Source organism: Pseudomonas sp. CFBP 13710 (assembly GCF_014842235.1).
GTDB classification, from domain to species: Bacteria; Pseudomonadota; Gammaproteobacteria; order Pseudomonadales; family Pseudomonadaceae; genus Aquipseudomonas; species Aquipseudomonas baltica.
Map to the genome: position 1 here is coordinate 648,250 of NZ_JACYVJ010000001.1, position 25,280 is coordinate 673,529.

General features: G+C 63.9%; 15 protein-coding genes and 1 tRNA gene. 4 read left to right on the forward strand and 12 right to left on the reverse strand.

Translation table 11 applies throughout. The features are described from left to right. Positions 1-179 precede the first annotated feature (179 nt). Positions 180-377: a carbon storage regulator CsrA gene (csrA, locus tag IFT44_RS02790; RefSeq protein ID WP_192137236.1), complete on the forward strand. Its 198-nt coding sequence runs from the start codon at positions 180-182 to the stop codon at positions 375-377. Between the two features lie 87 nt (positions 378-464). Here csrA (IFT44_RS02790) and IFT44_RS02795 read toward each other — a convergent pair whose 3' ends face one another. After that, the gene (locus IFT44_RS02795) at positions 465-797 is read right to left on the reverse strand and encodes a hypothetical protein (RefSeq protein WP_122477898.1); all 333 of its coding nucleotides are present in this window, start codon (positions 795-797) and stop codon (positions 465-467) included. 195 nt (positions 798-992) lie between these two features. On the opposite strand from IFT44_RS02795, the gene csrA (IFT44_RS02800) reads away from it, so the two are divergent. Further along, positions 993-1,187, forward strand: coding sequence for a carbon storage regulator CsrA (gene csrA / locus IFT44_RS02800; RefSeq protein WP_122477896.1), 195 nt, complete (start codon positions 993-995; stop codon positions 1,185-1,187). An 18-nt stretch (positions 1,188-1,205) separates the two neighbouring features. On the opposite strand, the gene IFT44_RS02805 is transcribed toward csrA (IFT44_RS02800), so the two are convergent. From IFT44_RS02805 to IFT44_RS02815, 3 genes are all read right to left on the reverse strand, one after another. Continuing rightward, on the reverse strand, positions 1,206-3,584 hold the full coding sequence (locus tag IFT44_RS02805) for a hybrid sensor histidine kinase/response regulator (protein WP_192175380.1): 2,379 nt from the start codon (positions 3,582-3,584) through the stop codon (positions 1,206-1,208). Between the two features lie 111 nt (positions 3,585-3,695). Beyond that, a complete protein-coding gene (locus IFT44_RS02810; protein WP_122477893.1) occupies positions 3,696-4,157 on the reverse strand; it encodes a response regulator in 462 nt (153 codons plus the stop codon). A 3-nt stretch (positions 4,158-4,160) separates the two neighbouring features. Further along, positions 4,161-6,431 (reverse strand): ATP-binding protein, encoded by a 2,271-nt coding sequence (locus IFT44_RS02815; RefSeq protein WP_192175381.1) that lies wholly within the window; start codon positions 6,429-6,431, stop codon positions 4,161-4,163. 239 nt (positions 6,432-6,670) lie between these two features. Here IFT44_RS02815 and IFT44_RS02820 point away from each other — a divergent pair. Beyond that, a tRNA-Leu gene (locus IFT44_RS02820) sits at positions 6,671-6,756 on the forward strand. Between the two features lie 108 nt (positions 6,757-6,864). Further along, a complete protein-coding gene (locus IFT44_RS02825) occupies positions 6,865-7,971 on the forward strand; it encodes a Gfo/Idh/MocA family protein (protein ID WP_192175382.1) in 1,107 nt (368 codons plus the stop codon). 242 nt (positions 7,972-8,213) lie between these two features. Here IFT44_RS02825 and IFT44_RS02830 read toward each other — a convergent pair whose 3' ends face one another. The 8 genes from IFT44_RS02830 to IFT44_RS02865 form a co-directional block, all read right to left on the reverse strand. Next, positions 8,214-9,611 carry an FAD/NAD(P)-binding protein gene (locus IFT44_RS02830; protein WP_192175383.1) on the reverse strand — a complete coding sequence of 466 codons (1,398 nt, stop codon included), beginning with the start codon at positions 9,609-9,611 and terminating at the stop codon, positions 8,214-8,216. A gap of 29 nt (positions 9,612-9,640) precedes the next feature. Then, complete coding sequence (locus IFT44_RS02835) at positions 9,641-12,475, reverse strand: bifunctional diguanylate cyclase/phosphodiesterase (RefSeq protein WP_244646880.1); 2,835 nt, start codon at positions 12,473-12,475, stop codon at positions 9,641-9,643. A gap of 313 nt (positions 12,476-12,788) precedes the next feature. After that, positions 12,789-13,535 (reverse strand): SDR family oxidoreductase, encoded by a 747-nt coding sequence (locus IFT44_RS02840; protein WP_192175384.1) that lies wholly within the window; start codon positions 13,533-13,535, stop codon positions 12,789-12,791. A 26-nt stretch (positions 13,536-13,561) separates the two neighbouring features. Next, positions 13,562-15,652: a putative bifunctional diguanylate cyclase/phosphodiesterase gene (locus IFT44_RS02845; protein WP_122477884.1), complete on the reverse strand. Its 2,091-nt coding sequence runs from the start codon at positions 15,650-15,652 to the stop codon at positions 13,562-13,564. 169 nt (positions 15,653-15,821) lie between these two features. Beyond that, positions 15,822-17,261, reverse strand: a complete 1,440-nt coding sequence (locus IFT44_RS02850) for an efflux transporter outer membrane subunit (RefSeq protein WP_192175385.1) — start codon at positions 17,259-17,261, stop codon at positions 15,822-15,824. Continuing rightward, positions 17,258-20,365: an efflux RND transporter permease subunit gene (locus IFT44_RS02855; protein WP_192101929.1), complete on the reverse strand. Its 3,108-nt coding sequence runs from the start codon at positions 20,363-20,365 to the stop codon at positions 17,258-17,260. Before IFT44_RS02855 ends, IFT44_RS02850 begins: the two co-directional genes overlap by 4 nt. Continuing rightward, positions 20,362-23,517 carry an MdtB/MuxB family multidrug efflux RND transporter permease subunit gene (locus tag IFT44_RS02860; RefSeq protein WP_185793259.1) on the reverse strand — a complete coding sequence of 1,052 codons (3,156 nt, stop codon included), beginning with the start codon at positions 23,515-23,517 and terminating at the stop codon, positions 20,362-20,364. Before IFT44_RS02860 ends, IFT44_RS02855 begins: the two co-directional genes overlap by 4 nt. Further along, positions 23,514-24,809 carry an MdtA/MuxA family multidrug efflux RND transporter periplasmic adaptor subunit gene (locus IFT44_RS02865; protein WP_192175386.1) on the reverse strand — a complete coding sequence of 432 codons (1,296 nt, stop codon included), beginning with the start codon at positions 24,807-24,809 and terminating at the stop codon, positions 23,514-23,516. Before IFT44_RS02865 ends, IFT44_RS02860 begins: the two co-directional genes overlap by 4 nt. Positions 24,810-25,280: the final 471 nt, after the last annotated feature.

Sequence of the window (25,280 nt, forward strand, 5' to 3'; positions counted from 1 at the left end):
CTGTACAGAACCACGCCATACTGGCGCCTAGTGCCACTCGTTGTGCCATGACTGCCGCGTATCCACAAACAGGGCGCTCCGAGGGAATTAAAATTGTCATGTTGCGTCCGTATTCAGGTAGCAACCGACACACTTCAAACACCGGATAAATTCTAAGCAAAGGAATCAAGGAGCCGTTCATGCTGATACTCACCCGCAAGGTAGGCGAAAGCATCGTCATTCATGACGACATCAAGATCACTATCCTTGGCGTGAAAGGGATGCAGGTGCGAATCGGCATCGATGCGCCGAAGGATGTACAGGTACATCGCGAAGAGATCTTCAAGCGTATCCAGGCAGGCAGCCCTGCACCGGAAAAGGAAAATGGCCAGGCCTGATCGGCCGATTGCCGCGGTCCTTCGAACGCCGCCATGCATCTGGCCTTGGCCAGACTGCACAGCGGCGCGAAGTCACCGCTGACAACGTCAGACAGGCGTTGCCTGGTGATGATTGTCGTCCGGAGCCCCTGCCCCACCGCCTGCATGACGCTTCGCCTTGTCAGTGGCGAACGCCAGGGCATCCTTGGCACATGTCAATCCATCACGTATTTCGGTCTGTTCCTTGATCACCCGGCCATCCACGCCGTAAGTACCGAAGAACACCGAGATTTTGTCTTCACCGATCTTGCGTGCGCGCACCACGATACGGCAGCCGTTCTTGAGGGTTTCCTCATGGCGAACTTGCTCGTCCAGATAATTCGCTGACGAGTCTTCCCATTCCATGAACTGCTTGGTGGTTTCCAATTCTACGTCTGTCATATGCCTACCTCTTGTGGGTAATCAAGGCGATGCCTTATGTAACCGACCTTCTACACGGCTGGTGGTTCAGTACAACTCTGCCGGAAGAAAAGTTGCAGGCAGGGTGCGCGCATTCAAAAGGAATTATTCCCACACGGCATACGTCACTAATCAGAGATGCCAGGAACGAAATCCCTCGAGCGCAAGGATTCCATCATGCTGATATTGACGCGCAACACCGACGAAAGCATCGTTATCGAAGACGATATTCGTATCACCATCATCGACGTCAAGGGCGGTCAGGTCCGCCTGGGCATAGATGCGCCACGGGACGTGGCGGTGCATCGTCAGGAAATCTACGAACGCATCAAGGCCGGCGTACCCATGGTGCCCAAGGCAACTGGCCGCTGAGTCGGCCGGCAGCCGTTGCTAGGCACGGAAGGCAGCGCTGATCTTGCTCGCCAGGTCCTGTTCGCGAAAGGGTTTCTGTACCAAAGGATAGTGCTCGGAATCGAGGCCCTCGAGCTCGGCATAACCGGTCACGAACACGATCGGCAATCGTGGGTGACGGCGACGAATCATGTGCGCCAGCTCCCCGCCATTGGTGCCAGGCATGGCGAAGTCGGTCAGCACCAGGTCGACACTGGGGTCCAACTTGTTCAGCGCCTGCTCGGCACTGTCGGCCTCGATCACGCTGTAGCCAAGGCCCTGCAACATGGTCGCCGTCACCTCGCGCACGCCATGGTCGTCGTCGACCAGCAGGATGGTCCGTCGCTCGCCTTCGTTCTGAGCGACTGCGATATAGGCAGGCTCGTCTGCGTGCGCCACAAGCTGATCCGGAACGCCCGGCAAGTAGACCTTCACCGTGGTGCCGTAGCCCGGCGAGGTCATGATCGCCACGCCCCCACCCGACTGTTTGGCAAAGCCGAACACCTGAGCCAGACCCAAGCCTGACCCCTTGCCCACTTCCTTGGTGGTAAAGAACGGCTCGAAGGCCTTGGCCACCACCTGCTGGCTCATGCCAGTACCCGAATCCTGGATCGACAGCACCACGTAGTTGCCGGGCTCCGGGTCTTCCGGACGCTGCGCCGCCATGCTCACCGTTTCGTTGGCCGTGGACAGGCGCAAGGTGCCGCCACCGGGCATGGCATCGCGGGAGTTGATCGCCAGGTTGAGAATGATCATCTCGGTCTGGGTCGGATCCACCAATGCATTCCACAAGTCGGGCGCGGTGTCGGTTTCGATCCAGATGCTGCCACCCAGGGTGCGCTGCAACAGCTCGATCATGCCTTCCACGGTACCGTTGAGGTTCACCGCCACCGGCTCGAGGCGCTGGCGGCGGGAGAAGGACAGCAACTGACCGGTGAGCTTGGCACCGCGTTCGCCCGCCTCCTTGATGTTCTGCAGGCGGCCCTGAATGCGTTCGGTCCTGCCTTTCTCGAAATCGCGCGCAATGAAGGTGGTACTGGCCAGGATCACCGTCAGCAGGTTGTTGAAGTCGTGCGCCACACCCGCCGTCAGCTGGCCGACCGCTTCCAGGCGCTGCAGCTGGTGCAGCGTGGCCTCGATGCGTTGGCGCTCGTCGATCTGCTCGCGCAGCTGATGGTTGGCACCGGCCAGCTCATCCAACACTTCACGCTCACCGGTGATGTCGCGCACGGCGGTGTACATCAGCCCCTCGTCCGGAACGATGGTCCAGGACAACCAACGGTAGTTTCCGTCGGCGTGGCGCATGCGGTTGACGAAGCGGGTCGAGACATTGCCGTTGGCGATGTTCTCGGTCTCGCGGCGGGTCGCGGCGAGATCGTCGGGATGAATGATCTCCCACAACTGGATGCTGCCCAGATGCTCACGGGTCCAGCCCAGTGTGGATTCCCACGCGGGGTTGAGCGACACCGGCGACATGTCGAAGCGCATTACCCCCAGCAACTCGCGGGACAGCTCCCAGGTGCGGTCGCGCTCGCGGGTACGCTTGACCACCCGCTCCCCAAGCATCTCGTTGAGCTGCTCAAGGGCCTGGGTCGCTTGCTTCTGCTCGGTGATGTCCTGGATGACGCCGGTGAAACGCACGCACACGCCGTCTTCGAAGAAGGCCTGCCCATGGCTGGCAATCCAGCGCAGGGTACCGCTGGCCAGACGCACGCGATACTCGATGTGAAACAACCGCCCATCGTCGACCGTCAAGGCTGCAGTCATGCGCTCCTGAACCACGGGCAGGTCTTCGCCGTGGCAGTAGTCGAGAAACAGCGCCAGGTTCACCTCGGCAGCGGGGTCAAGCTCGTACAGTGCCCGGCAGCGTTCATCCCAGAGCAGTGTGTCGCTGGGCGGCGCATAGTCCCAGACACCCATGCGCGCTGCGTTGGTGGCGATGTGCGCACGCACTTCGGCGTGCTGCAGGGAACGCTCTGCGTCGCGCCGACGATGACGCTCGTGGACTTCGTCCATGGCACGCTGGATGGCACGGGGCAACAGGCTCAGGTTCTGCTTGAGCACATAGTCGATAGCGCCCTGGCGCATCATCTCGACCGCATGCTCTTCGCCGTAGACCCCGGACAGGAAGATGAACGGCGTCATCGGCGCCAGGCGCTGCGCTGCCTGCAGCACCAAAGGGCCGGATGAGCCTGGCAGCATGTAGTCACACAGAATCAGGTCGAACGCACCGTCCGCCAGCGCCTGCTCCACACCCTGATGATTGAACACCAGGGTCGACTCGACGGCCACGCCCGCGCGCTCAAGGGTCATCAGCGCCAGTTCGGCATCGAGGGGGCTGTCTTCCACGAACAGCAGTTGCAAAGGCTTGGGCGGCATAGAGATCCGAATACGTGGCTGGAGTGTGGCGCGCTTAGCGCCGTCCGTGCGCCATTGGGTGGGGCACGCTGGGTGTGGTTGGTCTCGACCGTCACACAGCGCGAGCAGGACTCAAGAGCCGGGACGACGAACGATTCGCGACGAGCCGGGTGGGGGCTCGTTCAACACCGCCCAGAAAATACCCAGGTCGGAGATGGCAGACACGAATTCCTTGAATTCGACCGGCTTGACCACGTAAGCGTTCACTCCAAGTGAGTAAGCCCGTTCAAGATCCGGTTCTTCCCTGGATGAGGTCAGCATGACCGTGGGAATACTGCGCAACTGTTCGGTTTCGCGGACCACCTTGAGCACTTCCAGCCCGTCGACCTTGGGCAGCTTGAGATCCAGCAGCAGCACTGCCGGGTTGCCCGCGTCACGCGCCGCATGACTGCCACGGCGCAGCAGATAGTCGAGCGCTTCGGCACCGTCACGCATGACGATGACTTCGTTCGCCAGTTGGCTGCGCTCCAGCGCCACCAGTGTCAGCTCCAGGTCTTTGGGATTGTCCTCGACCAGAAGAATAGGTTTGAGCATCGCTTACCTCGGTAGATTCGTGCCGGCGGAATGTGTACGTCGCGGCAACGCCATGTAGAAAGTGGCGCCCTGATCCAGGGCGCCTTCGGCCCACACCCGGCCGTCGTGTCGTTCGATGATGCGGCGCACACTGGCCAGGCCAATGCCGGTGCCTTCGAACTCTTCCATGCGGTGCAGGCGCTGGAACACCCCGAACAGCTTGCCGGCGTAGGCCATGTCGAAGCCCACGCCATTGTCACGCACGAAAATGATCGTTTCGGCGTCCTGCTGGTAGGCGCCGACTTCGATCACCGCATGCTCGCGGGTGCGGCTGTACTTGATGGCATTGGACAGCAGGTTGCGCAGCGCCAGGTGCACGAACGCGGCGTCGGCCACCAGGCGCGGCAGTGCCGCCACCTGCCATTGCAGATCGCGACCTTCGTAATCGGGCTGCATCTCCAGGCGGATGGACTCGACCAGCGCGTTGAGGTCGACGTCGGTGAAACGCAGGGCCGAACGGCCCATCTGGGAAAAGCTCAGCAGGTTGTCGACCAGGGTGCCGGCAAACCGCGCCGACTCGCCGATGTGTTCGAGAAAACGCAAGCCTCGCTCGGACAGCTTGGGGCCTTCGAAATCGGCCAGCAATTCGGCGTAGCCGGCAATGTGGCGCAACGGTGCACGCAGATCATGGGACACGCTGTACGAGAAAGCCTCGAGCTCCTTGTTGGATTTCTTCAGTTCACCCGCCAACTGCGCCAGTTCCTCGGCCTTGCGCAGGACGATGCCGAGCACGGCAGTGCGCAGTTCGTGAACGCCTTCGATCTCGAGTGCGTCCCAGGGGCTTGAGAAGCCGCTGACTTCCTGCTTCCAGCTATCGAAGCTGGCGCGTGGATTGAGCACACCGGCACTGTCCAGGCTTTTTTCTGCCCGCCCTGCCCAAGTCACCGTGTGCGATTGCTCCGGCTTGAACCAGATCAAATAGTGGGAATGAATCTCGGAAATCGCCACGGCCAGCACACCGCCGCAGTAACGCGCCAGTTCGGGCAGCTCGGGCAGGTCCCGACCGACGTTGTCGCTGTGAAATATTTCCTGCCCGCCGCGCTCGGCCAGCCACACTGCCAGCGCATCGACCAACGCCTGCGGAGGTGTGTCACCCAGCAACTCGCAGCGAGCCTCGGCGATGATCGCCGCACCGCTGGCGCGGACGAAGCCCAGAAAGGTCTCGGGCAGCGTCAGCAGGCCGGCACGCACGCTGTCGCTGTCGGCCATGGCGGAAAGCAGCTGGACGATCTGCCGACGCAGTTCGAGCATGCGCTCATGCTGCGCATGGATGGCTTTGGTTTCGATCTGCAGCGACAGGACGCTGCCCAGCAGCTCACAGGCGGTACGGGTCTGAAAACCGACCGCATGAGGCTGGTCGTGGTGACAGGAGATCAGACCCCAGAGCCGACCGTCGACCACGATGGAAATCGACATCGACGCCATCGTCTGCATGTTGCGCATGTACTGCACGTGCACGGGTGAAACGCTGCGCAGTGCTGCATGACTGAGGTCCAACGGCTCGCCGGTCAGGGGGTTGTTGGCCGGCATCAGCGGCGATGCCTGGTAGTTGGCATCTTCGATCACCCGGATGCGGTTGATGCAGTACAGCTCCCTGGCCTGACGCGGAATATCGGACGCCGGGAAGCATAGCCCCAGGTAGCTGGGGTAGCCCTCGTCCCGTGCCTCGGCCAGCACGGTGCCGTTGCCCGTCTCGTCGAAACTGTAGGCCTTGACCCGACCGAAGCCGGTCACGCGCTTCACCTCGACCACCGAGCGCTCGCACAACTCGAGAATGTCCTGGGCGTTGTGCAACTGGCCAATGAACGTCCGCACCATTGGGTACAAGGCGCCATAGGCATGGGCCTCATCGGCAGCGGGCTCGAACTCGGCGACGATCACCCCGTCGACGCGGTGCACCATCATCGCCGTGGCAATCTGGCGACGGCTGCCCTGGGCGAAGCGCACATCGGCGAAATGAAATGGCTGCTGTTCTTCCCCGGACCAGGCGGCCAGGCGCGCCGACAGTGCCGCACCTCGCTCGATCAGGTCGGCGACCGGCGTTTCCAGCAGGTGCGCAGGCTCGAGTTGCAGCCAATGACGGACGTTGTCGCTGACCTGCAGCACACGCTGGGCGGTGGCGTCGAGCACCAGCATGAAACCCTGCGGCTGGATGCTGCCCGGCGTACGGATGGGCTCGCTCGCGCACTGCTCGATGGCAGCGGCGAGCGCGACCGAAGTCTCGCGTGATGTCACAGTGAATCTCCTGGCGGCCTATCAGCGCGGCGCTGCAAGCCATTGCATGGTCGCCAACCGTGGCATATGAAAAACTTACAATCGGCTACCACCTTAGCAAATTAAGACGCGCCACGCCGGCTTTACGTTCAATAATGGCGAATTGATTTTAAGCACGGCGAGTGCATGTTTGGCAGGCCGCGCCATTGAACCATTAGCGCATGACATTTCTCAGCCTAATCAGTATGATGCGCGACTGTGCGAGGTTGGCGAAATTGGTAGACGCATCAGACTTAAAATCTGACGACCTTTGGTTGTGCGGGTTCGATTCCCGCACCTCGCACCATCTTGATTTCTCCCCCCTCTTCCCAATCTTCGGGAACTCCTGCCCTCCAAGCTTGCCGACTTCCTATACGCCACGCATTTCGCCTGGTGACACAAGGAGGCCCGACCCATGCCCGATGCTCAGGGAAAAATTCGTTACGCCGTGGTTGCCGGTGGCTGGATTTCGCAAGGTGCGTTCATGCCCGGTGTGGACCAGACCCGCAATTCGGTGATGACTGCACTGGTAACCGGCGACCCGATCAAGGCCGATGAACTGGCTGCGATGTATGACCTCAAGAGCTACAGCTACGAGCAGTTTCCCGAACTGCTGGCGTCTGGCGAGATCGATGCGATCTACCTGGCCACGCCCAACTTCCGTCATCGCGAATTCGCAGTCCCGGCGCTGGAAGCCGGTATTCACGTGCTGCTGGAAAAACCCATGGCTGCCAGCGAGGAAGACTGCCTGGCGATCAATGCGGCTGCCGAGCGTGGCAAGGCCAAGCTGATGATCGCCTACCGTCTGCATTGCGAGCCGGGCACCGTGGACATGGTCCAGCGCGTGCGTCGCGGCGATATCGGTGAGCCACGGCTGTTTACCGCTACCTTCACGCAACATACCGATGCCGAGAACCACCGGATGAAAAGCGGTTTCTGGGCCGGCCCGGCGGCGGACATGGGGCCCTACCCGCTCAATGCCGTGCGCAACCTGTTCGGCGGCGAGCCGCTGGAAGTGCATGCCGTTGGTGCGCAGACACCCGGACGGCCAATCAATACCCCGGACACCGTCAGCGTGACCCTGCGGTTCGCGGAGCAGCGTCAGGCTACGTTCACCGTCAGCTACAGCCTGCCGGCAACCGAGCGTTTCCAGTTGATCGGTACCAAGGGGGAGTTCGAGGCATCGCCTTGCTTCGGTTTCGGTGAAGGCGTCGCCATTGCCTATCGCGCGATCATCGACGGCGAAACGCAGGCTCATACCTTCCCGGTGGTCGATCAGTTCGGCGGCGAGACGGAGTACTTCTCTCAGTGCATTCTCGAAGATCGCCAGCCTGAAGCGGATGGCGACGAAGGTTGGCGTGACGTGCGAGTGCTGGCTGCTATCGAGCGCTCGCTGCAGACCGGCGAGATCCAGAAGCTCGAGCCGCTGGCTTCGCGCCAGGGCATTCAGGCCGATCAGGCGCGATTGCTGACCCTGGCCAAGGTGCCGCCGTACGTCAATACCACTGAACCCAACGACTGAGCAGTGCACCGATCTGCCTGAATGACCGCAGCGCCTGCTTCGCGGCCGATGACCGCTCCTACGAAGATTGGGGTTCCCCAGTAGGAGCGGTCCGTGGCCGCGAAACGGTGGCTGCGGTCTGTGGGCTGTACCGGGTCCTCTTTTCACAGCCGATGACCGCCCGAAAAGAGGAACCACAATCCCTGTAGGAGCGGTCCGTGGCCGCGAAGGGCGCGCTGCGGTGTGGCGGGTGCACTACGGGTTCAGCAGCGGCTCAGCAGGGTCGTTGCCAGGCGTTTGGCCTGCGCCGCGACGTCGGTCACAGCGGTACTCTCCCACCACATCCCCCGCAACGGCGGGCCCATGGCGAACAGTCGCTCGGCGACCAGCCCTTGGGCGTCCACGACAGCACCTTCGACGTCAGACTCTATACCCAGGGCCAAAGGCCCCGGCCGGATCAAGCCACGCGCCAGAAGCTGGCGCGGCAACGGCTTGTCGACCCGCCGCCAGTCATATTCGATACCACTGGAATTGATCAACGCATCCCCGTGCAGCTGCACCGAGGCAGATTCGCCCCGCCGGCGGATGGTCAGGGTCGTGCCGTCGGCGCGCTGATAGCTGGCCGCCTGAAGGGTCAGCCGCCCCTCGCGTATCAGCCTCTGCACCAGCGCGTCGCTGGGCGGCGGTGACCGATGGTGGTGGCTTTCCCACCAGGGCCGTACATGGCGTACGAACTGGCGTTTCTGGCGTTCGCTGGCCTGGCTCCAGAGCCGGGCGATATGCGCACGCACGGTGTCCAGCGGCGCCTGCCAGTCGACACCTTCCTGCAGCGCCTGGCGGCATTGCTTGCGCACCTCGGCCATGAGCTGGCGCGGGCTGCGCAAATCGTCGGCCGCTGCCAGGAAATCCGGCCAGCTCGGCGGCTGGCGACGAACATGAGGCCACAGACCGTGCCGCGAAATCACCGTGATCGGCCCGCGATGGCCGGCTTGGTCGAGCGAGACCACGGCATCGACCATGGTCAGTCCCGAGCCGATGATCAACACCCGGGCCTGAGGGTCGAGGCCACGCATGGCCTGCACGTCCCACGGGTCGACCGCCCCAGCGTTCAGACCGCCCGGCGCCTTCAAGGCGGTGCGCGCGGCGGGAAACATGCCCGTGGCCAGCACCGCCTGCCGCCCGTACCACACCTGGCCGTTATCCAAGGTGATCTCGACCTGCTCGCCGCAGGTCTGCAGATCGATCGCCTGCGCGCGCACATGCTCTGCCGTGGCCCCGTACCGGGCACCCGCTGCACGTGCCTCGGCCAGGCGTTGCTGGGCATAGAGCCCGAAGATGCCGCGCGGCGGGAACAGCTCCGCCACCGGCAGCGACTGCTCGGCCGACTGCGGCCACCCGCCGTCGTCGATGAACCGGGTCAGCCATTCGGTCAGGTCGTCGGCGTTGTCGGGGTCGACGCTCATGCGCGCCGCATTGCCATTGAGGGTGTGCCCCAACTCGGTGGCACTGTAAGCCTCACCTCGGCCGAGCTCGGGGCGCGGCTCGATGATGACGATCCGCCGTGCGTGAGGTTGCCTGAGCAACTGCACCGCCAGCAGGGTCCCGCTCAAGCCGCCACCGATGATCACTACATCGGCGTGCCTGGATACAACATCGGTCATGGGTAAGTTCTCAAGGACGATGGCGCCGATCATACGTCATGCAAGGCACCCGGCCGCTGTGACGCCGCCACGATACCCCGGCAAGCCGCCAGATCAAGATCGTGCAGCGCTGCGGGCCGGGCAAAGTAATAGCCCTGGGCCTGGGAAGCACCCATCTCGCGCAACAACTGCAGGGTGGCAAGGTCCTCCACCCCTTCGGCGACGACCGTCAGCCCGAGCGATTCGGCCATGCGCACGATGGCACGGACGATGGCCCGGCTGCGCGCGCTGCTGGTCAATTCGAGAATGAACGACTTGTCGATCTTCAACCCGTTGAATTGGTATTGGTGAACGTAGCTGAGCGATGAAAAACCGGCTCCGAAATCATCGAGCACCACGCTCATGCCGTGCTCGGCCAGCTGTTGCATGGTCCGCTGCGCCATGGCCGGCTCGGCCACCAGCGCGCCCTCGGTGAGTTCCAGGCAGATTCGCGAAGCCGCTACGTGGTGCCGCGCGAGCACGGCCAGCACTTCGTCGGCGAACCCGCTGCGGGTGATGCTGTAGCTGGAGCAGTTCACGTGCACCGGCGGCCAGTCTGCGTGCGCCGGCTGGGCGAGAATCTCCGCTACGCAGGTCAGCATGTAGAGGTCGAGGCGGCCGATCAGCCGCAGGCCTTCGAGCGCGGGCAGGAAATGCCCGGGGGCGATGATGCGCCCGTCCGGCTGGTGCCAGCGGATCAAGGCCTCCAGCGCCCGCACCTCGCCGGTCTGTACGTCGACGATGGGCTGGAAATAGGGCAGCAGTTCGTCGCTGCGCTTGAGTGCATTGCGCAACGCGCCCTCCTGTTCGACCTGGTCGGAGACTTCGCGGCGCAATGCCTGGTTGAACACTGCATAGCTGTCGCGACCGGCATTCTTGACCCGGTACATCGCCTTGTCGGCGTCACGCAGCAAGTCGGCCGTCTCGCTGTGGAACTGGCTGTCGGCGCCGACGATGCCGATGCTGCACGAGGAAAACACCTCGTGGGCATTGATGAAAAAGGGCCGATCGAACGCCACCAGAATGCGCTCGGCAATTTCCACGGCAGCTTCCAGGTTCGAATCCGGCGCCAGCACCGCGAACTCGTCGCCGCCCAGGCGGGCCAGCAGGTCATCTTCACGCAGGCAACTGCGCAGGCGCGCACCGGCTTCCCTGAGCAACTGGTCGCCGAAGTGATGACCAAAACTGTCGTTGACCATCTTGAAACGGTCCAGGTCGATGAACATCACCACCAGTTCACGGCCATCGGAGCAGTATTGGTCCCAGGCCTGGGCCAGACGCTGCTGCAGGTGAATGCGATTGGGCAGCCCGGTCAGTGCGTCGTGGGCGTTTTCGTACTGCAGCTTGGCGTTGGCATGGTCAAGCTCGCGGGTTCGACTCTGCACCCGCGCTTCCAGCCGCAGGTTGGCTTCGTAGATGGCTTCGGCAGCGCTGCGGCGCGACAGCGCGGTGTCGATGTGGCGCGAGACGAAGGTCAGCAGGTCCTGGTCGCGCAGGGTGTAGTGCACGTCACTGGCGTAGCTCTGCACCACCAGTACGCCGCGCACGCGATCATCGTCGAACAGCGGAACACCGAGCCAGGATTGCGAGCGGACCAGCTCGCGGCTGTCTTCGATTTCACCCTGGATCATCAGACGCGTCGCGGCGTCGAAGTCGATCAGGCAGGCGCAGCGCTGGCGAATCACGTACTCGGTCAGGCCACGCCGCCCCCGGCGCGGCTGCGGGCGGCCAGTGAGCTGCTCATCGACATAGTAAGGAAAGCTGACTTCGCCGCTTTCGCCGTCGAAGATCGCGATGTAGAAGTTGCGTGCATACAGGAGGTCGCCGACGATCACGTGCAGGCTGTGATAGAGGCCGTCGATTTCGCCTGGCTTGCTCGACAGCTCGGCAATCTGGAACAGCGCGACCTGCAGGTGCTCTGCGCGCTTGCGCTCGGAGACTTCCAGACGCAGCGCGGCATTGAGCTGGGACAATTCCTGGGTACGCCGCGACACCGTTTCTTCCAGGTCGGCACGATGCAGAATCCGATCCAGAGCCATGGCAACGTGCCGGGCGACCACCAGGAACAGGGCACGGTCTTCCGCGCTGTAGGCCCGTTCGACGTCGTAGACCTGCATGGCGATCATGCCGAACACTTCATCGCGGGCGTTCTTGAGCGGCGAACCCATCCAGAATTCGGGGATGTGCCCCACGCAATGGAAACGCCCCTGCCGCCCTGCCAGGGCGATACCCTTGGCGTCGATCAGCAGGGGCTGGCCGCTGGTCAGTACCTGGCCGGTCAGCGACAGATGTTCGGGGGTCAGGTACTCGTAGTTTTCCGCTTCCAGCGCTTCGACGTCGATGACGTCCACGTAGTAGGGGTAGGTGATCTTGCCGCTTTGCGCATCGTAGAGCGCCAGGTAGAAGTTCTCTGCATCGATCAGGCTCGCCAGGAGCTTGTGTACACCCACCAGGAAAATCCCGCGGTCGCGAGTCGAGCTGGCCAAGTAGGTGATTTCGTAAAGTACGCGTTGAGTGATCTGCGCGCGGGCCAGAGCATCGGTCTGCACCTGGCGACCGATGGCAGCGGCCAAATCGGCCAGGGCCCCATCGTGGGTGACGTGCACAGGGGCCATCAGCCAGCCGAGTACCCCTTCGCCCTGCCCGGTCGGCCACAACTGGAGGCTGCAGCTTTCGCAGAAACGCTGCAGTTCGTGGTTGGCCAGCACCAGGGGCCAGTGTCGCTGCAGGTCGCCCTGGCCTTCGAGATGCAGCTGTTCGCCCGCCCGGTACCACGCCCACGCAGTGCTGTGGGGCCATTCACGGGCCTGCTGCAGAATCGCTTCCAGCGATGCTGCCTCGAGCATGGGCGTAGAGCCCTTGCCGAACTCGGCAAAGGTCGGGGAATCGGAACTCATAGACGCTCCATGCCAGAAAACCAACGGCGTACATCTTCGAGCCTATGGCCATCTAATGGCAAGCCCCACGAACGGCGCTGACGTTTACGGCAAACCTTTGTGTCGCAAACCCCTTGTCCCGCCACCAGCGACACAGCATCGACGCTCTGCTGGCGGATCCGCAGGAGCGGCCTGTGGCCGCGAACCAGGCGCCGCGGTGTGGCGGGTACACGGCGGCGATTCTTTCGCGGCCGATGACCGCTCCTACCGGAGGGGGTCGGGTTTACAGGCCGCCGCCGACGTCCAGCAGGGCGCCGGTGGTGTAGCTGGCCTGATCGCTCACCAACCACATGATCGCCTGGGCGATCTCATCCGGCTGGCCACCGCGGCCCATGGGCACGGCGCCTTCCTTGCGCGTAACCCGGCCCGGTTCACCGCACAGGGCATGGAAATCGGTGTAGATCATTCCGGGACGAACCGCATTGACCCGTATGCCCTCGCCGGCCACCTCCTTGGCCAACCCGATGGTGAAGCTATCGATAGCCCCCTTGGACGCCGCGTAGTCGATGTACTCGTCCGCGGAACCCAGCCGAGCGGCAATCGACGACACGTTGACGATCACCCCACCCTGGCCGCCATGTCGCCGCGACATCCGCCCTACCGCATGCTTGGCGCACAGCATGGGGCCCACAACGTTGCTCGTCATCAGCCCGAGCAGGCGCTGCTCGGACATCTCGTCCAACCGCGCCCTGGGGCCGTTGGTGGCCGCGTTGTTGACCAGCGCAGTGACCCGGCCCAACTCGGCATCCACCTGGCTGAACAAACGGAACACACCCTCTTCGCGGCTGACGTCGGCACGCACCGCGATGGCCTGCACGCCCAGCGCCCGCACTTGCTGCAGCACATCCATGGCCGCTGCGTCGTCACTGCGATAGTTGATGCACACACGATAGCCCTGGCTTGCCGCAAGCAGCGCGGTCGCAGCGCCGATACCTCGGCTGCCACCTGTGATGACAATGACTTTTTCCATGAAATACGTAGCCTCCAAAGACGGATTCAGGCGCGGCTGGCGCTCTTGACCTGCCTGGCCGCCTGAATGTCGTGCATGAAACGCTCGGCCGGAAGCGGATGGCCAAGCAGATAGCCCTGCAGGGAATCACAGCCCAGGCGGGTCAGGAACTGCTGTTGATTGCTGGTTTCCACCCCTTCGGCCACGATCCGCAGGCCCAGCGCCCGACCTAGCGCGACGATCGCCGACACGATGGCGGCATCGTCGCTGTCCTGCTCCAGATCGCGGACGAAACCGCGGTCGATCTTCAGCTCGTTGGCCGGCAGCCGCTTGAGGTACATGAGGCTGGAATAACCCGTGCCGAAATCGTCGATGGACAGATCGACACCCATGTCCGAAAGCTGCTGCAGCACGTTCATACTGGCGTCGGCGTCGCTCATCGCCGTGGTTTCGGTGATTTCCAGGGTCAGGTTGGCCGCGTCGAGCCCGTGCCGATCCAGGGTGCTGGCTACCCCGCGGACCAGGCCGGCATGGCCGAACTGCAGGGCGGAAAGATTGACCGCGATGCGCCAGTGCCCGAAGCCCTGGTCGACCCACTCGCGCATCTGCCGACAGGCCTCGTCGAGCACCCAGCTGCCAATGTCGATGATCAGCCCGGTTTTCTCCGCAAGGTCGATGAAGGCGGCAGGCGCCAGCAGGCCCATTCGCGGGTGCTGCCAACGCAGCAGCGCTTCGGCGCCGATCGGCTCGCCGCTGCGGGCACCGAACTTGGGCTGGTAGAACAGACGCAACTGCTGCTCGGTGACTGCCATGCGCAGTTCCTGCAGCAGCTGCAGTTGCTTGCGGGCATTGGTGTTCATCGAGCTTTCGAAAAAGCTGTAGCCGTTCTTGCCGATGCTCTTGGCGTGGTACATGGCCGCGTCGGCATTCATCAGCAACTCGTTCTGATCGACGCCGTTGCCTGGGTACAGGGCAATACCGATGCTCGCTGAAATCTGCAATGTGTGCCCTGCCACCTCGAAAGACTGACCGATAAGATGCACCTGCTGCGCGGCGATACCCTTGGCATAGGCCGGCTCTTCCAGGCTGACGAGCAGGACGAACTCGTCGCCGCCGATCCGCGCCAGGGTGTCCTGACCATGCAGACCGCCGCGCAGACGCGAGCCCACGGCACGCAGCAACTGGTCGCCCATGTGATGGCCGAAGGCGTCGTTGACGGGCTTGAAGCCATCCAGATCGATGAACATCACCGCCAGGTAGCCGCCGACGGCATCGACCTGGCTGATCGCCTGGCCAATGCGGTCGGCCAGCAGTATGCGGTTGGGCAGCCCGGTCAGGTTGTCGTGCAGGGCCAGTTGCGTCAGTTCCTGGTTGGCCAGGGTCAGCGAGTTGGCCAGCGCCGAGGTACGCGACTCCATGCGCGCATCCAGTACCGACGTCAACAGGGTCATGCCCAGCACCGCCAGGGTGGTCACCAGCACCAGGTAGTCGAGGCCGTCGCCGGTCAGGCCGTTCAGGGCACCGCCGCAGACGCTGCCCGCCGGGAATTCGGCGGCAGCCATGCCGGTGTAGTGCATGCCGACGATGGCGATGCCCATTACCACCGAGGCTCCGGCACGGGCCACGCGTACATTGGGGCGGTTGCGGCGCAGGCGGAAGGCAATCCACAACGCGGCACCGGAGGCCCCTGCGGCAATCGCCAGCGACGCAACGAACAGCACAGGGTCGTAGACGATGCCTGGCTGCATCTGCAGCGCCGCCATGCCGGTGTAGTGCATGCTGCTGATACCGGCGCCCATGATCAGTGCGCCGACGGCCAGTTGCGGCCCCGGCAGCTGCGGCTGGCTGACCAGCCACAGGGCAAAGCCGGAACTGAGCACGGCAATGAGCAGCGAAGCTGCCGTGAGGCTGAGGTCGTAGCCCAACTGGATCGGCAGTTCGAAAGCGAGCATGCCGATGAAATGCATCGACCACACGCCGATGCCCATGGCCAGCGCCCCGCCGCTCATCCACAGGTACACAGCCCGGCCCTGCGCCGTGGCAATACGCCCGACCAGATCAAGCGCGGTGTACGACGCCAGAATGGCAACACACAGCGATACGACGACAAGAGCGGAAGAATAAGTACCAATTAGCATCGATATCTCGACAAGGCCGTGCGGGGTTTCAAAGGGTGACGTGACTCTGCGCAGCCATCCTGTAGCAGCGGCTCAAGCCGCGTCACGAACGCCATGGTGAATCCGACGAAAGGCGCCCACCGTTGACGCAGCTTGCGCCGCTGCCAGGGACGTGCGCGTGACAAACCCGCTATTGTGCCGGTTCCTGCCAGCCGCCGCCCAGCGCCGCGATCAACTGCACGCTGGCGACCAGCCGACTCTGCATCAGCGTCAATACGCTGCGTTCGTTGCTCAACGCCGTGGCCTGCACGTTGACCACATCAAGATAGCCAATAAGGCCGGCTTTGTATTGGTTGGATGTCAGTCGTAACGACTCGCGCGCCGCCTGCAGCGCCTCGTTGCGCACCGAGGCTTCCTCGTCGAAGACTTTCAACTGGCTCATGTAGTCTTCCACTTCGCGAAAGCCATCGAGCACCGTCTGCCGATACTGCGCGACGGTCTGGTCATAGGCCGCCTCGCTGCGGTCCACTTCGGCCGCCCGCTGCCCACCGTCGAACAGGGTCATCGCCAACTGCGGGCCGACCGACCAGAAGCGATTGGGCAACGATACCCAGTTGCTGAAACTGCTGCTGCTGTAGCCGCCCGCCAGACTCAGGGTCAGGTCGGGAAAATAGGCCGTCTTGGCCACGCCTATTTCGGCATTGGCGGCCATCACCGAGCGCTCGGCGGCGGCGATGTCGGGACGGCGCTCAAGCAGTTGCGACGGCAGCGCCAGGGGAATGGCCGGCAACGACGGAATGTCGGTACTGCCGGCCAGGCTGAATTCCGAAGGTGCCATGCCGATCAGCACCGCGATGGCGTTCTCCAACTGCGCCCGCTGCCAGGCCAGATCGATCAGGTCGGCCTGGGTCGATTTCAGCTGGGTTTGCGCGAGGAACACCGCATCCTTGCCGGAAATGCCCGCGCGGTACTGATTCTGGGTCAGGTCGAGGGAGCGCTGATACGCCTGGACGGTCGCCTCTAGCAAACGCTTTTGCTCATCGATCACGCGCAACTGCAGGTAGTTCTGTACCAGCTCCGACTGCAGGCTCAGGCGCATCGCCGCCAGATCCGCCAGGCTGGCCTGGGCGCTGGCGCGGTCGGCTTCCAGCCCGCGGCGCAGTTTGCCCCAGATGTCGGCTTCCCAGCTCACGCCCAGCTGCGTGTTGTAGGTGTCGCGGATACCACTGCTGGATTGGCTCAGGCTCGAACCGCTGCTGCCGGTGCCCTGGCTGGAGCGGGTCTTGCCGGCGCTCAGATCGACGGTGGGAAACAGCGCGCCGCGGGTGCTGCGGACCAGCGCCTGGGCCTGCCGGTATTGCGCTTCGTACTGGGCGACGGTCTGGTTGGAACGGTTGAGCCTGACCACCAGCGCATCGAGTTGGCGATCACCGTACAGTTCCCACCAGGCGCCACGCGCCAGGGCATCGCTGGGATTGGCCTGGCGCCAGCCATCGGCCTGTTTGAATGCCACCGGCGTGGCGATGGTCGGGCGCTGGTAGTCCGGGCCCAGGGTGCAGGCACCCAGCATCAGGCTGCACAGCGCTACACTGGCAAGGCGCGAGACGCGCGGAAAAACGGAGTCGGTCATAGCGGAGTGTCCAGAGCGGCATCGGTACGCACGCCGCGCCACGTGTTGAAGCGGTGGCGCAGGCGGTCCAGATAGAGGTAGACCACCGGAGTGGTGTAAAGCGTGAGGATCTGGCTGAACACCAGGCCGCCGATGATGGTCAGGCCCAGCGGCCGGCGCATCTCGGCACCGGCGGCGGTGCTGAACATCAATGGCAGTGCGCCGAGAATGGCCGCCATGGTCGTCATCAGGATGGGGCGCAGGCGCAGCAGGCACGCGCGGCGGATCGACTCGGCCGGGCCCAGCCCTTCGTTGCGCTCGAGCTGCAGCGCCAGGTCGATCATCATGATGGCGTTCTTCTTCACCACGCCGATCAACAGAAACAGGCCCAGCAGCGAGATCAGGCTGAACTGGCCACCGGTGAGGTAGATGCTCAAAAGCGCGCCCACCCCCGCCGAGGGCAAGGTCGACAGAATGGTCAGCGGATGTATGTAGCTTTCGTACAGAATGCCGAGCACCAGATAGACCGCGACCAGCGCGCCGAGAATCATGAACGGCTGGCTCTTCTGCGCCGCCGCGAAGGCATCGCCGGTGCCGGCGACCTTGACGATGATGTCTTCGGGCAGGCCGACTCGCACCAGCGCCCGCTCGATCAACGGCGTGGCGACGTCCAGGGTCACCCCGTTGACCAGGTCGAAGGAGATGCTCTCCGAGGCGAACTGCCCTTCATGGCTGACACTGTCGTCGGCCAGGCTGTTTTCGTAGTGGGCGATGCTCGACAGGGGTACGCGCTTGTTGTCCATGGTGATCACCTGCACCTGCTCCAGGGTGATCGGGTCCTGGGCGTACCTGGGGTTGATTTCCATCACCACCTTGTACTGGTTGAGGCTGTCGTAGATGGTGGAAATCTGCCGCTGGCTGTAGGCGTTGTTGAGCACCGAGGTCACAGTACTCATGTCGATGCCCAGGCGCTTGGCCTTGTCGCGGTCGACGATCAGCGTCACCTGCGCGGCGCCACGCCCTTCGCGCGCGTCGATGGCGGTCAATTCCGGCAGTGCGCGGAAGGCCGCGACGATTTTCGGGTACCAGGTGCGCAAGGCCGACAGATCACCGCTCTGGATGATGTACGAATACTGCGAGGTGCTCTGCTCGCGTGCGCCGCCGAACTGCAGGTCCTGGTCGGCCATCAGCATCAGGCGGCCGCCGGGCACCTTGGGCAGTTCCTTGCGCAGCCGTTCGATGACCTGCTGCGCGTTGATCTTGCGCACTTCGATCGGCTTCAGGCGAACCAGAATGGTCGCGTTGTTGCTGCCGTTGTTGCCGCCAATGAAACCGGCCACGCTGTCGACCGCAGGGTCGGCGAGCAGCGCGCGGCGATAGGTTTCCATCTTCGGCTGCATGACCGAGAACGACAGGCCGTCGTCGCCACGCACGAAGCCGATCAACTGGCCGGTATCCTGTTGCGGCATGAAGGTCTTGGGCACCACCACGTAAAGTGCCACGTTGCCGACGATGGTCAGCAACAGGCTGAGCAGGGTCAGCCGACGATGACGCAAGACCCAGCCAAGGCTGCGGTCGTAGCCGGCGACCATGCGCTGATTGATGCGGTTGCTCAGGCGCTGCAAGCGGTTGTCGTGCTCGGGCCGATGCGGCTTCAACCAGCGCGCGCAAAGCATTGGGGTCAGGGTCAGGGAAACGAACAGCGAAACCACGATGGCCACGGCCAGGGTGATGGAGAATTCGCGGAACAGGCTCTCGATGATGCCACCGATGAACAGGATCGAGAGGAACACCGCCACCAGCGAGACGTTCATCGACAGCAGGGTGAAGCCCACTTCCTGCGTGCCCAGGTAGGCGGCGCGCAGCGGCGGCACGCCGTCGTCAATGTGCCGGGAAATGTTCTCGAGCACCACGATGGCGTCATCCACCACCAGCCCGGTCGCCAGGATCAGCGCCATCAACGACAGGTTGTTCAGCGAGAAACCCCACAGGTACATGATCGCGAACGTGCCGACCAGCGACACCGGAACGGCCAGGGTGGGAATCAGCGAGGCGCGGAAATTGCCCAGGAACAGGAACACCACCAACACCACCAGCACCACGGCGATGAGCAGGGTCATCTCGGCCTCGTGCAGGGTGGCGGTGATCACTGGCGAGCGGTCCATGGCGATGTTCAGCTCGACACTTTCGGGCAACAGCGCTTCCAGGGCCGGCAGCTGTTCCTTGATCTGGCTGACGGTCTGGATGATGTTGGCGCCAGCCTGACGGTTGATCACCAGCAGCACGGCCGAGTTGTCGTTGTAGAAGCCGCTGTTGTAGCGATCTTCCACACCGTCGGTGACCTTGGCCACATCGCTCAGGCGCAGCACCGAGCCGTCCTGGTAGCGAATGATCAGTGGCTTGTAGTCGTCGGCCTTGTCCAACTGGTCGTTGGCCTGCACCTGCCACTGGCGCTCGCCGTCCTCGACGAAACCGATGGGCCGGCGCACGTTGGTGCCGTCGATGGCCGTGCGCACGTCATCGAGCGAGACGTTGTACTGGTTGAGCAACTGCGGTTCGAGCTCGATGCGCACTGCGGGCAGCGAGCTGCCGCCGATCTGCACCTCCCCTACCCCGGGCACCTGGGACAGGCTCTGCGACAGGATGGTCGAGGCCAGGTCATAGAGCTTGCCCTTCTCCAGCACATTGGAGGTCAGCGACAGGACCATGACCGGGGCTTGCGAGGGGTTGATCTTCTTGTAGGTCGGCATGCTGCGCATACCGCTGGGCAACAGGTTGCGCGAAGCGTTGATCGCCGCCTGCACTTCACGGGCCGCGCCGTTGATGTCGCGGTCGAGGTCGAACTGCAGAATGACCCGCGTCGAGCCCTGGCTTGAGCGGCTGCTCATGGTGGTCACGCCCGGAATCGCCCCGAACGAGCGTTCCAGGGGCGTGGCCACGGTCGAGGCCATGACCTCGGGGCTGGCACCGGACAGGTTGGCGGAAACCACGATCACCGGAAAGTCCATGCTCGGCAGCGGCGACACTGGCAGCAGGCTGAAGCTGACCCCGCCGAGCAGCATGATCGCCACGCTCATCAGGAAGGTCGCCACCGGGCGGCGGATGAAAGGTCCGGACAGGTTCATGATTCAGCCTGTTCCACGGCGGCCGGCTGGCGTCCCCAGCGCCGCCCCAGGCGGTCGAAGTACAGGTAGATGACAGGGGTGGTGAACAGGGTCAGCACCTGGCTCACCAACAGCCCGCCGACCATCACCAGCCCCAGCGGCTGACGCAGTTCCGCACCCGAGCCACTGGCAAGCATCAGCGGTACCGCGCCGAACAGCGCGGCCATGGTGGTCATCAGGATCGGCCGGAAACGCAGCAGCGCGGCCTGGTAGATTGCGGTTTCCGGGTCCAGACCCTGATTGCGCTCGGCCTCCAGGGCGAAGTCGATCATCATGATCGCGTTTTTCTTGACGATGCCGATCAGCAGGATGATGCCGATGATGGCGATCATGCCCAGGTCGTTGCCGCTGATGAGCAATGCCAGCAGGGCCCCCACCGCCGCCGAGGGCAGCGTCGACAGAATGGTGATGGGGTGGATGTAGCTCTCGTAGAGCACACCCAGCACGATGTACATGGTGACGATGGCCGCCAGCACCAGCAGCAAGGTGCTCTGCAGCGACGCCTGGAAGGCCTCCGCCGCACCCTGGAACTGGGTCTGCACACCCAACGGCATGCCGATGTCGCGCTGCACCTGCTCGATCACGTCGACCGCCTTGCCCAGGGCCACGCCCTCGGCCAGGTTGAACGACATCATCACCGCCGGAAACTGACCGATGTGCGCGATCGCCAGTTGCGCCTGGCGCTGTTCGATGTGCGCCAGGCTCGACAGGCGCACCTGGGTGCCGCTGGTCGCCGTGGTGTCGCTGTCGGCGGTCTGGTTGGTGGTACCGGTGCCGTTGACACTGGCCTTGACGTAGATCTGCTCCAGCGCCTGCGGTCCCAGGGTGCTGGCATCGGTGGCCTGCAGCACTACGCGGTATTGGCTGGACTGGGTATAGATGGTGGAAATCTGTCGTTGACCGAAGGCGTCGTACAGCGCGTCGGTGATATCGGCGACGTCCACTCCGACCCGCTTGGCAGCATCGCGGTCGATCACCAGGTACACCTGCAGGCCTTTGTCCTGCAGGTCGCTGGCGACATCGGTGAGCTCGGGTCGCTGCTTCAGGGCGTCCACCAGGCGTGCGCTCCAGGTGGCGAGCAGGTCGGCATCCGGAGACGACAGGCTGAACTGGTACTGGGTGCGGCTGACCCGGTCTTCGATGGTCAGGTCCTGCACGGGTTGCATGAACAGGCGCATGCCCAGCAGCTTGTCGACCTCCGGCTGCAGGCGCGCAATGATCTGGCTGGCCGTGAGGTCGCGCTCGCCGTGGGGCTTGAGGTTGATCAGCAGCCGGCCACTGTTGAGCGTGGCGTTGTCGCCGTCTACCCCGATGTACGAAGACAGGCTGGAGACGGCTGGATCCTGCAGGATGATCTTGGCCAGGGCTTGCTGCCGCTCGCTCATGGCCTTGAAGGAAATGGATTGCGGGGCCTCGGAAATGCCCTGGATGACCCCGGTGTCCTGCACCGGGAAAAAACCCTTGGGGACCACCAGGTACAGCAGCACCGTCAGGCCCAGGGTGGCAACCGCCACCAGCAGGGTCAGCGGCTGGTGGCGCAGCACCCAGCGCAGACCGCCGGCGTAGCGCGCGATCAGCCAGTCGATCCAGGCGCCGCTGGCCTTGTAGAAGCGGCCCTGCTCCTCTTCCTTCGGCTCGCGCTTGAGCAGGCGCGCGCACATCATCGGCGTCAGAGTCAGCGAGACCACCAGGGAAATGAGGATGGCTACCGCCAGGGTAATGGCGAACTCGCGGAACAGGCGCCCGACCACGTCGGCCATGAACAGCAGCGGGATCAGCACCGCGATCAACGAGAACGTCAGCGACAGCAGGGTGAAGCTGATCTGCCGCGCGCCCTTGAGCGCAGCCTGCATCGGTGTTTCGCCTTCTTCGATGTGGCGCGAGATGTTTTCCAGCATGACGATGGCGTCGTCGACCACGAAGCCGGTGGCCACGGTCAGCGCCATCAGGGTCAGGTTGTTGATCGAGAACCCGGCCAGGTACATCACCCCGAAGGTGCCCACCAGCGACAGCGGCACGGCGATGGACGGAATCAGGGTGGCGCTGAAGCGACGCAGGAACAGGAAGGTGACCATCACCACCAGGGCAATGGCGATAAGCAGTTCGTGCTGCACGTCGGTGACCGAGGCGCGGATGGTCTGGGTGCGGTCGGTCAGCACCGTGACGTCGAGCCCGGCCGGCATGGTGTCGGTGATGGTCGGCAGCAGCGCCTTGATCCGGTCGACCACGTCGATGACGTTGGCGCCCGGCTGGCGCTGGATGTTGAGCAGTACCGCCTGGTTCTGATTGGCCCAGGCAGCCAGCCGCTCGTTCTCGGCGCCGTCGACGATCTGCGCGACGTCACGCAGGCGCAGCGGCCCGCCATTGTTGTACGCCAGGATCAGATTGGCGTATTCCTCGGGGGAGCGCAGCTGGTCGTTGGCGTCGAGCATCGACACCCGCGTGGGCCCATCGAAGTTGCCCTTGGGCTGGTTGACGTTGGAGGCGCCGATCAGGGTGCGCACGTCGGACAGGTTCAGGCCGTTGGCCGCCAGGGCTTCAGGGTTGACCTTGATGCGCACCGCCTGGCGCTGCCCTCCAGCGATGCTGACCATGCCCACACCGCTGATCTGAGCGATCTTCTGCGCCATGCGGGTGTCGACCAGGTCGTTGAGCTTGGGCAGCGGCATGGTCTTCGAGCTGATGGCTATGGTCAGCACCGGGGTGTCGGCCGGGTTGACCTTGTTGTACACCGGCGGCGCGGGCAGATCGGACGGCAACAGGTTGCTCGCCGCATTGATCGCCGCCTGCACCTGCTGCTCGGCGACGTCCATGTTGATTTCCAGGCTAAAGCGCAGGGTCAGCACCGACGCGCCGCCCGAGCTGGTCGAGGCCATCTGGGTCAGGCCGGGCATCTGCCCGAACTGGCGTTCGAGGGGGGCGGTGACCGCACTGGTCATCACCTGCGGGCTCGCGCCGGGATAGAGCGTCATGACCCGAATCGTCGGGTAGTCGACCTGCGGCAGCGCCGACACCGGCAGCAAACGATAGGCGAGCACGCCCGCCAGAACGATGGCGAGCATGGTCAGCGTCGTTGCGACAGGCCGCAGGATGAACAGCCGCGAGATATTCATGCGCCGGTCTTGCCCGTCGTTCCAGGCACAGCGGCTCCGTCCTGCCCCTGCAGGTGTTGCCCAGGCGAGGTCGGCACCTTGGCGCTGTCATCGACCACTTCGACACGGCTGCCGTCGCGCAGGCGGTCGGTGCCTTCGAGCACCACCCGGTCGCCTTGCGCCAGGCCCTGCTCGACGACGGTATTGCTGCCGTCGGTCGCGCCCACCTTGAGCTGGCGGATCTTGACCTTGTCGTTGCCATCCATGGCGTAGACGAAGGTGCCGTCGACGCCATACTGAACGGCCGCCGAGGGCACCAGCACCACGCCCTTGAGGGTATCGGACAGCAGCCGCACGTTGACGAACTGGTTGGGGAACAGGGCTTCGTCCTGGTTCTCGAAGCGCGCCTTGAACTTCAGCGTGCCGGTGGTGGTGTCGATCTGGTTGTCCAGGCTGCCAAGCACACCGGTGGCCTGTTTGTGCGTGTCGCCTCGGTCCCAGGCCTCAACTGCCAGTTTCGCGCCGCTGCGATAGCGCGCCAGCACCGGGGTGAGCTGGCTTTCAGGCAAGGTGAAGGCCACCGTGATCGGCTGCACCTGAGTGATCACCACCAGCGCATTGGTGTCGTTGGCGGCCACCAGGTTGCCGATGTCCAGCTGGCGCAAGCCCAGACGGCCGGCAATGGGCGCGCGGATGCGGGTGAAGTCGAGGTTGAGCTTGGCGTCGTTGACCGCAGCCTGGTTGGTCTGGATGGTGCCCTGATATTGGCCCACCAGTGCCTGCTGGGTATCCAGGGTCTGGCGGGCGATGCTGTCTTCGGCGAACAGGCCCTTGTAACGCTGCAGGTCGATCTGCGCGTTCTTCAGCTGTGCCTGGTTCTGCGCCAGCGTGCCCTGGGCTTGCTGCAGGGCGATTTCATAGCTGCGCGGGTCGATTTCGGCCAGCAGGTCCCCGGCCTTGACTCGCTGCCCTTCCTGGAAGTTGACCTTGATCAATTCGCCTGCGACACGGCTGCGCACATTCACGGTATTGGTCGCCGTCACCGTACCCAGGGCCTTGTAATACACCGGGAAGTCGCCGGTGATCACCTCGGCAACACGCACCGGAGTGGGCTCGGCAGAGCCGCCGAAGCCGGGCCGCGCGGCACCTGCATTGCGCCCGGCGGCGGGCGCCGAGGCCGCGTCGTTCTGGGAATTCTTGTTGGCTGGCCAGAACCACCAGCACAACACGGCGACAACCACCACCATCAACAGGCCGAACAGCCAGCGACGCGATTTACGGGGACCTGGGGACTGCATTGAATGATCGACCATTGTGCGGGTGGGCTTCTACTTTGAGGAGGCTGAACGATAAGGAGTCGGGATGCATAAGCAAAGCGCCTTTACGGGCAATTTACCTTGGCAGGGAATAACACGCCCTGCAGCAGCGGCGCGAGCCGCGTCGTGGCTTGCGCGCAAGCATCAGACACATCGCAGTGCTCCCGGACGCGGCTTGCGCCGCTGCTACAGGAGCGCGGTGCTGCCGACGCAGCTTGCGCCGCTGCTACGGGAGCGCGGTGTCGCCAGACGCGGCTTGCGCCGCTGCTACGGGAGCGCGGTGCCGGCCGACGCGGCTTGCGCCGCTGCTACGGGAGCGCGGTGTCGCCGGACGCGGCTTGCGCCGCTGCTACGGGAGCGCGGTGCTGCCGGACGCGGCTTGCGCCGCTGCTACGGGAGCGCGGTGCTGCCGGACGCGGCTTGCGCCGCTGCTACAGAAACATCGCAATTTTTGTAGCAGCGGCGCGA

Excerpts from the sequence above, each read along its gene's own strand:
- csrA (WP_192137236.1), top strand. The coding sequence starts at position 180 with ATGCTGATACTCACCCGCAAGGTAGGCGAAAGCATCGTCATTCATGAC.
- IFT44_RS02795 (WP_122477898.1), bottom strand. The coding sequence starts at position 797 with ATGACAGACGTAGAATTGGAAACCACCAAGCAGTTCATGGAATGGGAA.
- csrA (WP_122477896.1), top strand. The coding sequence starts at position 993 with ATGCTGATATTGACGCGCAACACCGACGAAAGCATCGTTATCGAAGAC.
- IFT44_RS02805 (WP_192175380.1), bottom strand. The coding sequence starts at position 3,584 with ATGCCGCCCAAGCCTTTGCAACTGCTGTTCGTGGAAGACAGCCCCCTC.
- IFT44_RS02810 (WP_122477893.1), bottom strand. The coding sequence starts at position 4,157 with ATGCTCAAACCTATTCTTCTGGTCGAGGACAATCCCAAAGACCTGGAG.
- IFT44_RS02825 (WP_192175382.1), top strand. The coding sequence starts at position 6,865 with ATGCCCGATGCTCAGGGAAAAATTCGTTACGCCGTGGTTGCCGGTGGC.
- IFT44_RS02830 (WP_192175383.1), bottom strand. The coding sequence starts at position 9,611 with ATGACCGATGTTGTATCCAGGCACGCCGATGTAGTGATCATCGGTGGC.
- IFT44_RS02835 (WP_244646880.1), bottom strand. The coding sequence starts at position 12,475 with ATGCTCGAGGCAGCATCGCTGGAAGCGATTCTGCAGCAGGCCCGTGAA.
- IFT44_RS02840 (WP_192175384.1), bottom strand. The coding sequence starts at position 13,535 with ATGGAAAAAGTCATTGTCATCACAGGTGGCAGCCGAGGTATCGGCGCT.
- IFT44_RS02845 (WP_122477884.1), bottom strand. The coding sequence starts at position 15,652 with ATGCTAATTGGTACTTATTCTTCCGCTCTTGTCGTCGTATCGCTGTGT.
- IFT44_RS02850 (WP_192175385.1), bottom strand. The coding sequence starts at position 17,261 with ATGACCGACTCCGTTTTTCCGCGCGTCTCGCGCCTTGCCAGTGTAGCG.
- IFT44_RS02855 (WP_192101929.1), bottom strand. The coding sequence starts at position 20,365 with ATGAACCTGTCCGGACCTTTCATCCGCCGCCCGGTGGCGACCTTCCTG.
- IFT44_RS02860 (WP_185793259.1), bottom strand. The coding sequence starts at position 23,517 with ATGAATATCTCGCGGCTGTTCATCCTGCGGCCTGTCGCAACGACGCTG.
- IFT44_RS02865 (WP_192175386.1), bottom strand. The coding sequence starts at position 24,809 with ATGGTCGATCATTCAATGCAGTCCCCAGGTCCCCGTAAATCGCGTCGC.